This is a genomic window from Flammeovirga sp. SJP92 (assembly GCF_001583495.1).
In the GTDB taxonomy this organism is placed as follows: domain Bacteria; phylum Bacteroidota; class Bacteroidia; order Cytophagales; family Flammeovirgaceae; genus Flammeovirga.
In genome coordinates, this window is record NZ_LQAQ01000093.1 from 190,820 (window position 1) to 207,624 (window position 16,805).

10 protein-coding genes are annotated in these 16,805 nt (G+C 35.8%); 6 read left to right on the forward strand and 4 right to left on the reverse strand.

Going from position 1 to position 16,805, the window contains the following annotated elements:
* Positions 1-351: 351 nt before the first annotated feature.
* The 3 genes from hslU to AVL50_RS21510 form a co-directional block, all read right to left on the reverse strand.
* On the reverse strand, positions 352-1,722 hold the full coding sequence (gene hslU / locus AVL50_RS21500) for an ATP-dependent protease ATPase subunit HslU (RefSeq protein ID WP_062618540.1): 1,371 nt from the start codon (positions 1,720-1,722) through the stop codon (positions 352-354).
* A 90-nt stretch (positions 1,723-1,812) separates the two neighbouring features.
* The gene (porQ, locus tag AVL50_RS21505) at positions 1,813-2,877 is read right to left on the reverse strand and encodes a type IX secretion system protein PorQ (protein WP_062618541.1); all 1,065 of its coding nucleotides are present in this window, start codon (positions 2,875-2,877) and stop codon (positions 1,813-1,815) included.
* Positions 2,877-4,115, reverse strand: coding sequence for a pitrilysin family protein (locus AVL50_RS21510; protein WP_062618542.1), 1,239 nt, complete (start codon positions 4,113-4,115; stop codon positions 2,877-2,879). The genes porQ and AVL50_RS21510 overlap by 1 nt, the downstream gene beginning before the upstream one ends.
* A 204-nt stretch (positions 4,116-4,319) precedes the next feature.
* On the opposite strand from AVL50_RS21510, the gene ruvB reads away from it, so the two are divergent.
* The 6 genes from ruvB (at position 4,320) to AVL50_RS21540 (ending at position 15,159) form a co-directional block, all read left to right on the forward strand.
* Positions 4,320-5,351 (forward strand): Holliday junction branch migration DNA helicase RuvB, encoded by a 1,032-nt coding sequence (gene ruvB, locus AVL50_RS21515; protein ID WP_062618543.1) that lies wholly within the window; start codon positions 4,320-4,322, stop codon positions 5,349-5,351.
* A gap of 158 nt (positions 5,352-5,509) precedes the next feature.
* Positions 5,510-7,690, forward strand: coding sequence for a tetratricopeptide repeat protein (locus tag AVL50_RS21520; protein WP_062618544.1), 2,181 nt, complete (start codon positions 5,510-5,512; stop codon positions 7,688-7,690).
* Positions 7,691-7,738: 48 nt separating this feature from the next.
* A complete protein-coding gene (gene glpK / locus AVL50_RS21525; RefSeq protein WP_062618545.1) occupies positions 7,739-9,238 on the forward strand; it encodes a glycerol kinase GlpK in 1,500 nt (499 codons plus the stop codon).
* Between the two features lie 120 nt (positions 9,239-9,358).
* Positions 9,359-10,552: an efflux RND transporter periplasmic adaptor subunit gene (locus AVL50_RS21530; protein WP_063850832.1), complete on the forward strand. Its 1,194-nt coding sequence runs from the start codon at positions 9,359-9,361 to the stop codon at positions 10,550-10,552.
* A complete protein-coding gene (locus AVL50_RS21535; protein WP_062618547.1) occupies positions 10,552-13,719 on the forward strand; it encodes an efflux RND transporter permease subunit in 3,168 nt (1,055 codons plus the stop codon). Before AVL50_RS21530 ends, AVL50_RS21535 begins: the two co-directional genes overlap by 1 nt.
* A gap of 3 nt (positions 13,720-13,722) precedes the next feature.
* On the forward strand, positions 13,723-15,159 hold the full coding sequence (locus AVL50_RS21540; protein ID WP_082795954.1) for an efflux transporter outer membrane subunit: 1,437 nt from the start codon (positions 13,723-13,725) through the stop codon (positions 15,157-15,159).
* Between the two features lie 233 nt (positions 15,160-15,392).
* Here the strand turns inward: AVL50_RS21540 and AVL50_RS21545 are convergent, their stop codons facing one another.
* Complete coding sequence (locus AVL50_RS21545) at positions 15,393-16,496, reverse strand: sulfotransferase (RefSeq protein ID WP_062618549.1); 1,104 nt, start codon at positions 16,494-16,496, stop codon at positions 15,393-15,395.
* Positions 16,497-16,805 lie beyond the last annotated feature (309 nt).

Consider the following 16,805-nt stretch of genomic DNA (forward strand, 5'->3'; position numbering starts at 1 on the left):
CTATTTGGGTGTGAAATATTAAGAAATCTGAAGAGTGAAGTAAAACCATTCCCCAAAAAATAATAGGTCATTTCCAATAGAGTATTGATTGTAGAAAGAGTTTCTGAAAAACGCTTTTTCAAGCCTATATTTTGTTTAAAGTAATTAGTAGAATGTAATATCTTTTTCTATCGAAGATGAAAAAAGGTTAATTTTCCTTTATAATATTACATAATTTTATCTTAAATTCCTTTAAAAAGATGAAAGAAAAAATTGTATTTATTTAATATTCACCCTAAAACGTAAAAATCCCAACCTCAAATGAATGAGATTGGGATTTAATATTTTCAATTTATCTTTTCTAATGCAGTCTTAGATGATATACTGACTTAAGTCTCTGTTTTTCACCAAACCTGATAATCTTTCGTTCACCATTTCTTTCGTGACTACAATTTGAGCATTTGCACCAATTACATCTGGCACATCAAACAACAAATCATTTAATAAATGAGACATTACAGTGTGCAATCTTCTTGCTCCAATGTTCTCCACTTCTACATTGATTTCATACGCTAAACGAGCGATTTCATCTAAAGCATCTTCATTGAATGACAACTGAACATTTTCAGAACCTAATAATGCTTCATATTGTTTTGTCAATGCATTCTTAGGTTGTCTTAAGATCACTTTGAAGTCTTTATCCGTCAAGCTCTGTAATTCAACTCTGATTGGGAAACGTCCTTGTAATTCTGGGATCAAATCAGATGGCTTTGCAACGTGGAATGCTCCTGCTGCCACGAAAAGCATGTGGTCTGTTTTCACAATACCGTGCTTCGTATTTACAGTACTTCCCTCTACAATTGGAAGCAAGTCTCTCTGTACACCTTGACGAGAGACATCTGCACCATTTTTATTCCCTCCACTTGCTACTTTATCGATCTCGTCAATGAAGATAATACCAGAGTTTTCTGCTAAACGAACTGCTTCATCCTTCACTTCATCCATATCGATCAGTTTAGAACTTTCTTGATCTACAAGGATTTTACGAGCCTCAGCAATTGTCATTTTTCTCTTCTTGGTTTTCTTCGGCATCATACCGTTGATCATCTCCTGAATGTTCATCATAGAACCTTCATCGATCGGTGATCCACCAATAAAACCTAGATTACCTCCGTTTTTGTCTACAGTAACGTCAATTTTTCTTTCCTCTAACTCACCCGCACGCAATTTCTCTCTGAAACGCTCTCTTGTTTTCTCATTCAATTCATGATCCTGAGAAACATACTCTCCAGTAGTAGTTGTTGGAGTTCCTTTTAAAGGTGGAATCAAAGCATCCAAAATTACATCCTCAACAGCTTGAGAAGTCTTTTCTTCTACCAATGCTTTCTTTTGATCCTGTACCATGGTCACAGCTTGTTCCACAAGGTCACGCACCATGCTTTCTACATCTCTACCCACATATCCTACTTCAGTAAACTTAGAAGCTTCCACTTTCACAAACGGTGCTTTTGCTACCTTTGCCAAACGGCGAGCGATTTCAGTTTTACCAACACCTGTAGAACCAATCATCAATATATTATTAGGCATAATCTCTTTTTGCATATCACCAGCAACGTTCATTCTACGCCAGCGATTTCTAAGAGCAATGGCTACATTCTTTTTAGCATCGTCTTGACCAATAATGTATTTATCTAATTCTGCAACAATCTCTCTTGGGGTTAAATATGATGAGTTTTCTAACATGCTATGTTTATCTTTTGTATAACTTCAATTTCTTAGCAATGGATTTATCAACATTCTGGAACTATATTCATTTTCATTCCTTCTCTGTTATTATTCAATGACCGTCTTCTTTCTTTTATCCCAGCCTGAAGTCGCAACAGCCAGCGTTAAACTGTTTGTTGCTCCAGCCACATGATACCAAGCGGCACTGTATCCAAAGTCTATGTGCTTTTTTATTTTTAATGATGCTCCTATCGACATTCCAGCTAAGCCTTTTACGCCTTGGGTTACCATCTCTTTCCTACGCATTACATTATAGCCGACACGAAGGTTAAGCACTTTTCCTAAAACAAATTCACCGCCAAAGCTAAAATGACGTGACAATTTGTCAGCAAAACTAGGTTCTGAGTAAAGATCATTGCCAAAAGCGTCTTTTTCTCCTTTCAACGAAGTGTCAGTATAGGTAATATCAAACTGATGTAAGTGGTGATATGTTACAGAAAAACGGATTGGCATTCTCTCTGGCTTGAAAGAGATACCTAATTGAGTATCAAAAGGTAATTCTGATGTATCATTAGGTTGATAATCCCTCATCACAAATCCAGCATTCTTTATCACTAAACCAACAACTAAATCTTTTGTTGGGTGAATAAAGGCTCCATTCAAATCAAACATCAATGCATTTGACTTATATGTTTCTATGGTTGAAGCAGCATATTTCACATTGGCCGACATTGAAAATACACCTTGCTTTCTTGTATAACTTCCTTGAAACCAAAAATCATTGGCATTATAAGTTCCTGTTGGGTTTCCTTGGTCATCAAAACCATCAAAACTACCATAACCCATATAACCCATGCCAATACCTACTATGCCTTTCCCTACTTTATGGGCATATCCTAAAGAAGTCAAACTAGCTGAGGTATGATAGTCAAAATAGTTGAATGTGACTTTGTTTACGGACTGTTCTCCCAATAATGCTGAATTATAAAACATAGCATTGGGATCATCCAAGCCTGATGACACTAGAAAGCCTCCTAGTCCCACTTGACGTGCGTTGGTTGGTACTGCCAAAAAACTATAAGTTTCACTTCCCCCAAATTGAGCAAATGCGGAGTTGATTGGAGTAATAACAGTTAAAAAAATTAAGTACAGATAAATAGATAATTGCTTCATTATCGTTTTGCCTTATAAAATAATGTCGAGCAGTTATTCGGATTGAATAAAGTACTCTTTTTTGATTCAATTTGATCGATTGTTACACTTCTCAGCTTGCCTTCTTCCTCATTAATCAAGTTTGCATTTCCTAAAGTTGCTCCATATGCAATGGACATGGCTCTCGGCAGAATTTCTGTTTTTCCGTAAGTCATAGAAAATTCCGCTTGATTTTTCACCTTTTCTAAATTCTCAGGGTTGACCTCAGAATCAATAAAACCATCTATAACACTTTGAAGTTCTCCTTCCGCATCTTCCAAACTTACACCATCGGCAGTTTTTCCAGTAATGCAGAATAATCCCGGTTCAAAAGATCCTGTGATAAATGCTGAAACACCTGAATATACTTTTTTATCTTTCACCAGTTTTTCATAAAGTAAAGACGACTTCCCTCTACCTAATAAATCACTGATTAAGTCAGTAGTGTAATATCCATCTTGAGACCGTCCTTCCATGTGCCATACCTTATAAAGCACGTCTAATGGAACTTTCTCTTCAACTATTTTCCTCCTTGGTGCCACTTGTATAGGTTCCATTGGAATATTTCTTATTGGCTTATCACCTGACGGAATAGGTTCAAACCATTTTTTTGCCAATTGCTTCACTTCCTCCAACTTCACATTTCCAGCCACAACCATCACAGCATTCGAAGGAACATAATATTTATTGAAAAATGCTTTCACATCTTCCATTGTAGCATCTTCAATATGCTTGATTTCCCTGCCGATTGTTGGCCATCTATAAGAGTGCTCTTTATAAGCCAGTTCTCTTAAGTGGTGCCATACATCTCCGTAGGGTTGATTGATATAACGTTGTTTGTATTCTTCAATCACCACCTTACGTTGCACCTCCAACACACTGGGGTCAAAAGATAAACTCAGCATTCGGTCTGCTTCCAACCAAAAAGCCGTTTCCAGGTTTTGAGCAGGAAGAGTGATATAATAGTTTGTAATATCAGGTGAAGTAAATGCATTGTTGGTTCCTCCCACTTTTTGAAGAGGAGTATCATAAGAAGGAATGTTGACTGATCCGCCAAACATCAGATGCTCAAACAAATGGGCAAATCCTGTTTTTTCCGGGTCTTCATCTCTTGATCCCACATCATACATTATATTCAGAACAGCTGAAGCTATATTATGATCTTCGTGAACATAAACTTTCAGTCCGTTATCTAATTCGAACGCCGAGAACTTTATCATTGTGTTATTTTATAATAAGTATATAAAGTTAGCAGACCTATACCACTTTCCAAATTCAAATTAGAGCAAACATTTTACTAACTTTGTTTTTGAGCTCGATTTTATGAATGCTTATATGTAAAAATCAGCTCACAACAATAGAAATTATCTATTTCAGATTGATTTCACAACAGAGAAACATCACGTAAAGTTTTTTCACTAATAATGAGAGAAGATTACTTAAAAGGAGATAATGAAGGATTTTCAGATGCAGAAAGGGATGTTGAAAGAGCATTAAGACCTCTCTCATTTGATGACTTCACAGGTCAACAGAAAATTGTTGAAAACTTAGAGATATTTGTTCTTGCCGCTAAAAAAAGAGGAGAACCATTGGATCATGTACTATTACATGGACCTCCGGGCTTGGGTAAGACCACTTTATCCAACATCATTGCCAACGAAATGGAAGCTGAGATTAAAATTACATCAGGTCCCGTTTTAGAAAAACCTAGTGATTTGGCAGGTCTTCTGACTAATTTAGAAGATAATGATGTTTTATTTATTGATGAAATCCACCGTCTGAATCCTGTAGTGGAAGAGTATTTATACTCCGCTATGGAAGATTTCAGAATCGATATCATGCTGGATTCTGGTCCAAATGCGAGAACGATTCAAATTGACCTTAATCCTTTTACATTAATAGGTGCAACGACAAGATCTGGCCTTCTGACAGCTCCTTTGAGAGCCCGTTTTGGTATCAATGCAAGACTGCAATATTATGATTCTAAACTACTGACTTCCATTGTAAAAAGATCTTCAAGTATTTTAGAAACTCCTATCAATGATGATGCAGCATTTGAGATTGCAAGAAGGAGCCGAGGCACCCCACGTATTGCCAACAATTTGTTGAGAAGAACACGTGATTTTGCTGAAATCAAAGGAGATGGTACTATCACACTGGATATTGCAAAAATGGCACTTGGCGCTTTAAATGTTGATCAAGGAGGATTGGATGAGATGGATAATCGTATCTTGTCTACTATTATAGAAAAGTTCAAAGGAGGACCGGTTGGCATTACTACAATTGCGACAGCTTGTGGTGATGAAGCAGAAACAATTGAAGAAGTTTATGAGCCATTTTTAATTCAAGAAGGGTTCATCAAAAGGACTTCAAGAGGAAGAGAAGTGACTTTAAAAGCCTATGAGCATTTGGGCATAGCCCCTCCTTCAGATGGCACTCAAAACACCTTATTTTAAGGACATTTCTCATCTAAAAAGAGAAATGATAAGATTGAGTGAAAAAACTTGCTCAATCTTTTTTTTTTACAAAAATATATTAATATAATTATAAAAATTAAATTACAAAGCACACTGATACTATCGGAAACTTATTACTACTATTAATCAACAGCCTCTTGTTATTCACAGTAACAGGAGCATCAGCTAGCGGTGATCAAACAAACTTGAAAACGTCAAAAAGTAAAGTTGCAATTACTGATTCAATAACTGTATCCCAAAACGAATTAGAACAGCTTTATAAACAAAGACAATTTGATAGTTGTATCCAAACTTCTGAAAGGCTAATAAAAAAGTACCAACGCCAGTTGATGTACAAACCATTAGCCATGGTTTATCATGTCCAAGCCAAAGCATACCGAAGAACTCAAAAATACAAAGAAGGAATTATCTCATCTAAAGCTAGTATCTACTGGGCTAATAAAAATAATCAGGCTGAATTTTTATCGATCTTACTTCTGGAAGTCGCTCGAAATAAAAAAGGATTGAAACAGTACGGCGAAGCAATTGAAACCTATCAAAAAGCACTTGATTACAGTCAAAAGTATGGTGATTTTACCAGTGAGTCTATTGCTCTCAATAATATGGGGGCTATCTACAAAATTCAAGGTAAATACACGCATGCCATACAGTTTTACATCAAAGATGCTGAACTAAATAATAAGCTGAACCGACCAAAAGATTTAGCGATTGCCTATAATAACATTGGCCAAATACATCTCCTTACTAGAGAACTTGAGTTAGCCAAGAGTTTTTTTAACCGCTCTAAAGATTTAAGACTAGAACTGAATGATGAATATGGACTAGCTTTAGTTTCTAATAATCTTGGAGCTGTACATCACGAGCTTAAAGAATACGAAGAAGCTTTAGATCAGTTTTATGTAGCATTGGCTACTTTTGAAAAGTTTAATTCAAAATACAGAATTGGGGAGGTTTACCTCAATATCGCAGACATATTATTACTGCAAGAAAGATATAATGATGTTATTGAATTTGGCAGACAAGGTAAAGAAATTTTTGAGGAAATAAATTCTGAAAGTGGAGTGCATAGAGCTAATCGAATTCAAGCAGAAGCTCATATGAATCTCCATAGATATTCAACAGCATTAAGACTGCTAAACAGAACACTAGACTACTTTAACCAAGGTGAACATTTTGCTCCAGAGAGAAGAAATGTTTATCGACTTCTAGTACAAATCTATTCTACGCAGAAAAAATACCAAAAAGCATTTGAATGCCAAACAGTATTGCAGAAGATAGAAATGGACTTCACAGAAGAAGCAAATAAGAGAGATTTAGCAATCATCCATGAAAAATATAACAATAGAGATCAACTGTTGAAAATTGACAAGCTTCAGAAAGAAAAAGAGAGAAAAGAAGCCGCAATCCTTCATCAAAAGCAATTGAACTTCTCTTTTGCCTTGGTCATTGTTGTTTTGTCTTCATTTGGTATTTATATTCTTATCAACAATAAAAGATTAAGAAAGGCCCATCAAAGGATTAGAAAGCAGAATAGAGAAATAAAAGATATACACGACGAATTGACAGACAGTTTACAATACGCTTCTAAAATTCAGCAATCTTTAAATAACATTCCACAAGAAGTAAGTTCTTTCATACACGATTACTTTATACTATTGCGCCCTGCACAAAAAGTAAGTGGTGACGTTTATAATATCTCCATAGTTGATCATAAAATCATTATTTCGATGATGGATTTTGCTGGTCATGGAGTTCCTGCTGCTTTGCTGGCTACTTTAGGGGTCAAAACTTTAAACCAAATCATTCAAGCTGGTATCACGTCTCCTGATAAAATTTTAACGGAGTTAGATGAGGTAATGAGTGAAGTCTTTGATCAGAATGAAGATATGGTAGGTATAGACATGGCCGTTGTTACCATTGATATGAATAGTCAGACCTTGACTTATTCAGGAGCAAGGAGACCTTTATTATATATTGAAAATGGAGAAAGTCATTATATCAAAGGAACGAAACGATCAGTGTGTGACTCTCTATCTCCATTCCAATATACTTTCCATAAACATACTATTCCTCTTTCTGAGGATCTTAAATTCTATTTATATTCTGACGGTTTCCCTGATCAATTTGGAGGAGCAAAGGAAAAGAAATTCCTTGAAAAAAATCTTCGTAATTTGATTATTGAAAACGCCGATGAGGATTGTACTACTCAGAAAAACAAAATTGAAAAAGAAAGACATCAATGGATGAATCCTGATCTGAAGACACAAAACAAACCTACAGATGACACTTTGGTGATGGGTTTTCATTTAAAAATCTAATTAATTTTCTATTTTAGGTGATGTAACCGATTAAAAGCTGCATCATCTATGAGTAAAACCAAACAATATATTCTTTCTTTAGATCAAGGTACTACAAGTTCAAGAGCTATTCTTTTTGATAAAAAAGGCAAGATTGTCAACGCTGCTCAAAAAGAATTCAAACAATACTACCCCAAACCTGGATGGGTTGAGCATGACCCCAAAGAAATCTGGTCAACTCAAGCCGCTGTAGCCGCAGAATGTATTGCAAAAGAAGGATTGAATGGCTTGAATATAGCCGGTATTGGTATTACAAATCAAAGAGAAACAACCGTTGTTTGGGATGCCTCAACCAATAAGCCTATTTATAATGCTATTGTTTGGCAAGACCGAAGAACATCCAAGTTTTGTGACTCTCTTAAAAAAGAATATACAAAGATAATTCAAGATAAAACCGGGCTTATTATTGATGCTTATTTTTCTGCTAGCAAAATCCACTGGATTCTTGAAAATGTAAAAGGAGCACGAAAGAAAGCTGAAAAAAGCCTTTTGCGTTTTGGCACCATAGACACTTGGCTGATCTGGCAATTCACACGAGGAAAAGCTTATGTCACAGATGTTACAAATGCTAGCAGAACCATGCTCTTCAATATCCATACTTTAAAGTGGGACGATGAACTGCTCCGTATTTTTAATATTCCAAAGAGTATGTTGCCTGAAGTAAAAAGCAGTAGTGAAATTTACGCTCAAACAGCCACCACACTTTTTGCAAGTAAAATTCCTATTGCCGGTATTGCGGGAGATCAACAGGCCGCTCTTTTTGGGCAAATGTGTACCAATACAGGGATGGTCAAGAATACCTATGGAACAGGATGCTTCATCATGATGAATACCGGTAAAAAAGCTATTATTTCAAAACATAAACTCCTCACTACCATTGCATGGAAAATTGGAAATGATGTCAACTATGCATTAGAAGGGAGTGTCTTTGTTGCAGGAGCTGCAATTCAATGGTTGAGAGATGGATTGGGTATTATCAAAAAAGCCCATCACAGTGAAAAAATTGCAAGAGAAGTTAAAGACAATGGAGGCGTTGTTTTTGTTCCGGCACTGACTGGACTTGGAGCACCTTATTGGGATCAATATGCAAGAGGAACTTTAGTTGGTATCACAAGAGGCACGCAAAAAGGTCATATCGTTAGAGCCACTTTAGAAGCAATTGCGTTTCAATCCCAAGATGTGATTGAAGCAATGCAGGCCGACACAAAAAAAGAAGCGAAAGAACTAAGAGTAGACGGTGGCGCATGTGCCAATGATTTACTAATGCAAATTCAAAGTAATATTTCTAATATAGATGTGATTCGCCCAAAAATTCTTGAAACAACAGCAATGGGAGCCGCTTTCCTTGCAGGATTGGCTGTGGGGTATTGGAATAACATTGATGAAATCAATAAAATATGGAAAATGGACAAGTCTTTTGAAAGTAATATGAATGAAAAAGAACGTTCGGCGTCTCGTAAATTATGGAAAAAAGCTATTAAAAGAAGTTTCAACTGGGAAACTGAATAGATTAGTAACATTATATATTAATAGATGTAAAAGGTGTTACTTACTATTTTTTAACAAAATTTTTAATAGATTTACTCTAACATTATAAATACGTACTTAACTACATAATATCTCAAAATAATGACATTTAACTTTTTGAATGCAACTTGTAAAATTATGACCCTTGCATTCACTATCAACTTGCTGTATGGGTGTGGCAAAAGTTCTGAAACACAACAACAGAATCAATTACCACAGGTTGAAATCCCTATTACCGAAGTAACCATTCAAGATGTTCCATTAACCAAAGAATTTGTGGGCCAAGTGTATGGTACAAAAGATATCCCTATTCGTTCCAGAGTAGAAGGATATTTGGAAGGAATATATTTTAAGGAAGGTAGTGAAGTCAAAAAGGGGCAATTACTTTATAAAGTTGATCCCAAACAATATGCTGCCAATGTGGCAATGAGAGAAGGGCAATTAGCTGAAGCTAAGGTAACTTTAATTCGTGCTTCTAATGATTTAGATCGTATTCAGCCACTTGCTGAGCAGAATGCTGTTTCGAAATCTGACTTAGATGCTGCTTTAGCAGAAAAAGGTGCATCTGAATCAATGGTTGCTGCTGCTGAAGCAAACCTTCGAATGGCACAAATTGAATTAGGCTATACAAGAATCGCTTCTCCGATCAGCGGAATTATTGGTAAAACAGAAGCTAAAGTGGGAGAATTTGTTGGGAAAGATCCTAACCCAGTGATATTAAATACTGTTTCCAGAATTGACTCTGTTAACGTTCGTTTCTTTATTAATGAAAATGATTATCTAAGATTAGCGAGATACGCAGTAGCTCAAGAAAAATCTGGTAAGAGAAATGAAAAAGCCGATGATCAGCCAAAAGACAACCTTGATTTAATATTCTCAGATAATACCGTTTACAAGCACAAAGGACATTTTGATTTTATTGATAGAAGTGTTGATGCAAACACAGGTGCTATCCTTATCCAGGCTACTTTCCCAAATGTAGACGGTTTGATCAGACCTGGTCAATTTGCTAAGGTTCGTTCAGTGATTGATATCGTACATGATGGAATTCTCGTTCCTCAAAGAGCTGTTATGGAGTTCCAAGGACGATACTCAGTTTACGTTGTAGATGAAACTGGTAAAGTAGCACAAAGAAGTATTGAATTAGCAAGACATGCTTATAAAGATTACTTCCTTGTAAGGTCAGGCCTTAAAAAAGGAGAAAAAATTGTTTTGGAAGGACTACAAAAAGTTCAAGAAGGAGCAACAATTAAATACAAAGTAGTTCAATTCGAATCACAGTACGAAGGAGTATAATGAGCAAGGAACAAATAAAATCAAACTTTTTTGTGAGGCGACCAATTGTCGCCATGGTCATTGCCATTATTATGACCATCGTCGGTGCTGTTTCAATTACAGGGCTTCCAATTGAACAGTATCCTAACTTGACTCCTCCTATTGTAAAAATTAGTGCAACTTATACAGGAGCAAGTGCATTAAACGTAGAGCAATCAGTTGCTACTCCATTAGAACAAGAGATCAATGGTGTAGAAAATATGATCTATATGAAGTCCATCAACTCCAATGATGGTACTCTACAAATTCAGACATCATTTGATATTGGTACTGACCCTGATATGAGTACAGTATTTACACAAAACCGTGTTGCTACTGCCACTCCTAAACTACCTGAAGGTGTAAAAAGAACAGGTGTAAAAACAGAAAAGTCATTACCTAACATTTTGATGCTAATCACACTAACCTCTCCTGATGGTAGGTTTGACCAAAACTTCTTAGGTAACTACTCTTTGATCAATATTAAAGATGTATTGGCAAGAACTAAAGGTGTTGGTAGTGTATCCGTATTAGGTACTTCAGATTATTCGATGCGTATCTGGGTTAAACCTGATCGATTAGCAAAATTGAATTTGACAATACCTGAGATTACAACTGCTGTCAATAATCAAAACGTCATTGTCCCGGGTGGTAAATTTGGAGCAGAACCCGCTCCAAAGGGAACTGAATTTACTTATACAGTACTTCTTCCTGACCGTCTTCAATCTGAAGAAGAATTTGGAAATATTGTAGTAAGAACCAACAAAGATGGTAGTCAAGTTCTTTTAAGTGATGTTGCTCGTATTGAACTTGGTGTAGAAACCTATTCTGCATTTACACGTCTGAATGGAGCTAATTGTGCAGTAATCGCCGTTTATCAAGCTCCAGGTTCAAATGCGGTGGCATTGGCAGAAGAAATGATCACGAAGATGGATGCTTTAAAAGAAGATTTCCCTAATGGAATCGCATACGAAGTATCCCTTGACTCTACCAAACCTATTACAGCAGGTATCAATGAAATCATTGAAACATTATTTATTGCCTTATTATTAGTAGTACTTGTTGTATATGTTTTCATCCAAGACTGGAGAGCAACCTTAGTACCTACCATGGCGATCCCTGTTTCTTTGGTAGCAGCATTTATGCTGTTCCCTCTATTAGGTTTTACCATCAACGTATTATCATTATTAGGTCTAGTACTCGCCATCGGTATTGTAGTGGATGACGCCATTGTAGTAGTAGATGCTGTACAAGTTTATATAGAAGAAGGATACAGTCCTAAAGATGCAACTAATAAAGCAATGAGTGAGGTAACCGCGCCAGTAATTGCCACTACTTTAGTACTTGTTGCGGTATTTATTCCTGTAGCGGGTATGGCGGGTATCACCGGTCGACTTTACCAGCAGTTTGCTATCACTGTAGCCGTTTCTGTTTGTTTCTCTTCACTAAATGCCTTGACATTATCTCCTGCACTTTGTGGATTGATCTTAAGAAAGAAAGAACCTGTTGGCGGACCTTTAGGAGCATTTTTCAAAGTTTTCAATAATGTCTTTGATCGTTCCACTACATCTTATCTTAGCGTTACCAAAATTGCAACTCGTAAAATATTGATGAGCTGCCTTTTCATTGGCGGTACATTATTAGCAGCAGGCTGGCTAGGTGTAAAAGTTCCTGTAGGATTTATTCCAGAAGAAGATCAAGGTTATATCTTTATCAACGCCCAACTACCAGTGGCATCTTCTCTACAAAGAACAAATGATTTAGCCTATAAAATTGAGAAAATTGCTTCTCAAGTAGAAGAAATAGAGATGAACACTACTGTAGCAGGTTACTCTCTTCTATCAAGTAGTATGTCAACCAATTCTGCTTTCTTCTTCGTTACGCTCAAAAACTGGGATGAAAGAGAACTAACCGCAAAACAAGTAGTACAGAAACTAAACTACTTATTTGCTACACAAATTACCGAAGCAAAAGTATTTGCCTTTGGACCTCCTGCCATCCCTGGTTTAGGTAACGGCTCAGGTTTCAGTATTATGGTACAAGATAAAGGAGGTAACACTCCTGACTATTTAGCTAATTACACCAATGAGTTCATAAGAGCAGCCAATGCAAGGCCAGAAATTGGAATGGCATTCACCACATTTGAATCAAGTGTTCCTCAACGTTTTATTGATATCAACAGAGATAAAATTCTAAAACTTGGGGTCAACCTGAATGATGTCTATACTACTTTTGCCGCCTTCCTTGGAGGTTCTTACATCAATGATTTCAACAGATTTGGTCGTCTTTATAGAGCGTATGTGCAAGCAGAGCCTGAATACAGAAATGATGAAAAACAATTAGATATGTTTTATGTCAAATCTTCAAATGGCTCCAATGTTCCACTTTCAACACTTGTGACCGTTGAAAAAATAAGTGGTCCTGAATATACCAATAGATTTAACCTTCTTAGATCCGTGGAAGTAACAGGCTCTCCTGCTCCTGGATTTAGTTCTGGACAAGCAATGGATGCACTCGAAGAAGTAGCCAAAGAAGTACTTCCTGACAACATGACGTATGCGTGGAACGGTATGTCTTACCAAGAGAAAAAGGCATCAGGATCAGTATTCATCATATTTGCTTTCTCTTTACTATTCGTATTCTTAATTCTTGCAGCTCAGTATGAATCATGGTCAATGCCTTTCAGTATTCTACTGGGAACACCTTTCGCTATATTTGGTGCCTTTCTAATGATATGGGTTGCCAGATTCTTTAGTGAAAGTTATGAGAATAATATTTTCGCACAGATCTCACTGGTAATGTTAATTGCCATGGCAGCGAAAAATGCCATTCTGATCGTAGAATTCGCAAAACTGAAATTTGATGAAGGCTTATCATTATTTGATGCGGCTATCAAATCTGCCGAACTACGTTTCAGACCTATTCTAATGACTGCTTTCTCATTTATCCTTGGTGTACTTCCACTTGTAATCGCTACAGGGTCAGGTGCAGAAGCTAGAAAAGTAATGGGAATGGCACTTCTTGGAGGTATGGGAATGGCTACAATTTTAGGTCTTTTCTTATATCCAATGCTATTCGTGCTCGTAGGTAAAATTGCGAAATATGAGGAAAAAAGAGAGAAAGAAATTCAAACTAACGGAGAGGCATAAATCATGAAAAATTTAATTATATCAAATAGAAACCGTCTCCTAGTCAGTTGCCTTGTTTTACTCTCCTTATGGGGCTGTAAAATGGGTAAGAATTATGAGGCTCCCGACATCAATGCTCCTTCTGAATATCGTTTCGGAGTAGATACTCTTGTTTCTACAGAAAATGATACTATAGGCTGGTGGACATTAATTCAAGACAAAGTTTTAGACAGTCTGATTGTTGTTGCATTAGAAAACAATCAGGATGTTAAAGTTGCAATGCAAAGAATTATTGAAGCTGAAAAACTTTACAGAATCCAGAAAGTAAATACTCGTCCTCAATTTGGGTATGATGGTAATTATACTTACGGAAACTACGGTGGTTTTGTACTACCTGATGGAGCAAATGGTAATTATTTCGCAGGAGCTTCTTTAAATTGGGAAATTGACCTTTGGGGTAAAAATAAAAGACTTTCAGAAGCCGCTAATGCTAATTACCTAGGAACTGTTTATGGTCTTAGAGCTGTTCAGATAAGTCTCATTTCAGAAGTCACAGCAGCTTATGTTCAATTGCTTGAAAATAGAGCTAGTCTTGTTGTTGCTCAAGAAACTTTAGCCTCAAGAGACAGCTCAATGATCATTATGGAAGCACGCTATAAGCAAGGTACTATTCCAGAACTTGATCTTAATCAGGCACAAATTCAACAGGCAATTGCAGAAAGTAGTGTTCCAATTTATAAAAGAGGTGTTGCTTTAGCAGAAAACCTACTATCTGTGTTGATTGGCACAAGTTCAAAAGGTTTTGTTGGAGGGTTAGCATTAGAAAATCAAATCAAGTCCCCTGTTATTCCTGCTGGAATTCCTTCTGATTTATTGAAAAGAAGACCAGATATCTTAAGAGCAGAGCAAGCAATTGTAGCTCAAAATGCTCAAGTTGGAGCAGCAATCGCTAATCGTTTTCCTACAATCAGTATAACTGGAGCAGGAGGACTGGCCTCACAAGCATTAAATACGGCAACAAGTGGACCTGCAGAAGCTTGGAATATTGGTGCTGGTTTAACTGGACCATTATTTCAATGGGGAAGAAATAAAAGACAAGTTGAAGTTGAAAAGGCAAAACTTGAAGCTTCTATACAAGAATATGAAAGAAGTGCACTAGTTGCCTTTAGAGAAGTTGAGGATGCTTTAGCTTCTATTCAGTTTTATGAAGAAGAACGTATAGCAAGAGAAAAGCATACTAAAGCAGCTCTTAATGCAGAATACCTTTCTAAACAAAGATATGACAGAGGTGTAACCAGTTACTTGGAATACCTTGAGCAACAAAGACAAGCTTTCGATGCGGAATTAAACCTTGTAAAGGTTCAAAGTAATATTTTAGCATCATATATTCAATTGTACAAAGCCTTAGGTGGTGGCTGGATCACTCCTCAAGAGCAACAAGATGCTCAGGGCAATAATTAAACACAGGTAATTATTGAATATAAAAAAATGGAGTAGGCTTTAAGTCTACTCCATTTTTTATACTTAATTTATTTTTAAGTACTAAGCCGAAAATAAATGATAATTAATTCGTAATTATTTTTTGTGAGTACAACGCGAAAAAACGCATAAATAGTGGTTCTATTTAAAGTTTTTGGAAGGCAGTAATCAAAAAAAATAATATGAATTAGTGTTATTTATTTTTGTCTTAGTACTTATAACATATCGTAGTTCCATTTTTCAAAAGCATAACTCCAATTGGCATTTACTTTATCAATTGTCTCTTGAGGGAAATTGTACTTATGTTTTTTATGTGAACCTAAACTGTCAAGGTAAATTTGCATAGTACCTCTCACTTTACTGAAGTCTCCAAGATCCAACTGATTATAGATATTATCTAAATAACCAAGGTTGTCTTTTGAAAACTCTTCATATTTAATCTCTACAAGATTTTCTGACGGAATCAAAGATTTATCCTGCTCATATTTATCATACATTTTAGTAAAAACCTTCAAGATATTTTCACTCAGTTGCTCGTCTGTAATCGACTGGAACTGCTGACTTGGTAAAACTCCTTTAAAGAATCTGAAAGTTGAACCATAAACCTCATATGGATTTCTGTAAATATAAATGAATTTGGCATTAGGATAGATCTTCAACAATTCATCTACTCTTGCTGTATGAGGAGGGTTCTTAGAAAGAAAACGCTCGCCTTTTGTCTGCCATAAAGCCAATTTAGCAAATCGCTCATAAGTAGTTCTCCAATGTTGTTTATCTTCCTCAGACAGTCCTTTACCTAATAAAAATTTATCAAATATCTTAATAGTATCTTTTGGGAAATACCAGAAATAATAATAAGACATATCATGTAGATTCCCCAATGCAAACTCCTCTTCTTGCGGAAACGCTGGATCTAATTTTAACCCATCTGCCGGCCTTTCTTTAGGCATCAGCATTTTCATTAAAGGAATAAAAATATTTCTACCAAACATTAATGCATTAGGGAATACACTTTGGAATGTATTTACAAATCCAAACTGAGGATCTTTACTCAATAAGTTATGAAGGTGAGTTGTACCACTCCTCCAATGTCCTAATACAAAAACGGGATCTTTATCAATTTTAATATTGTCAACCTTTTTATATAGCCAATTCTGATTGATCGCTTCAACAGGGTAACAAAGGTTTCCTATTAATTTTGCTTTATTGAATTTCTTTCTGAACTCAGGTTCAATTGTATATTGATCTTCTAATTTAGAGAAATTTTTTTGTGAGCTTCCGGCTAAGGTAGCCATATCTAAATTATCAAATGATGCCATATTTTTGGGATTGATTAAGTTAACAATACTATAGTGTAATACGCCTTCACAGGAAATTAGAATGATTTAATTAATATTTATTGGGAATTTACACATGTACAGTACAATGTAAGTTTTAAATGAGAAATAAACTTTTTCAATTCTTTTGGTTTATTGTATTAAAAATGATATAAATTTTATTTTTGGATAAAAATCATAAAAAATTATAATAATTTTAACATTCGATATTATTAATTCAATAAATTTTAAGGTTTTTGTTAACAAAAATTGTGGTTTTAAATTGTTTTTAATACTATTGCATCAACGAAA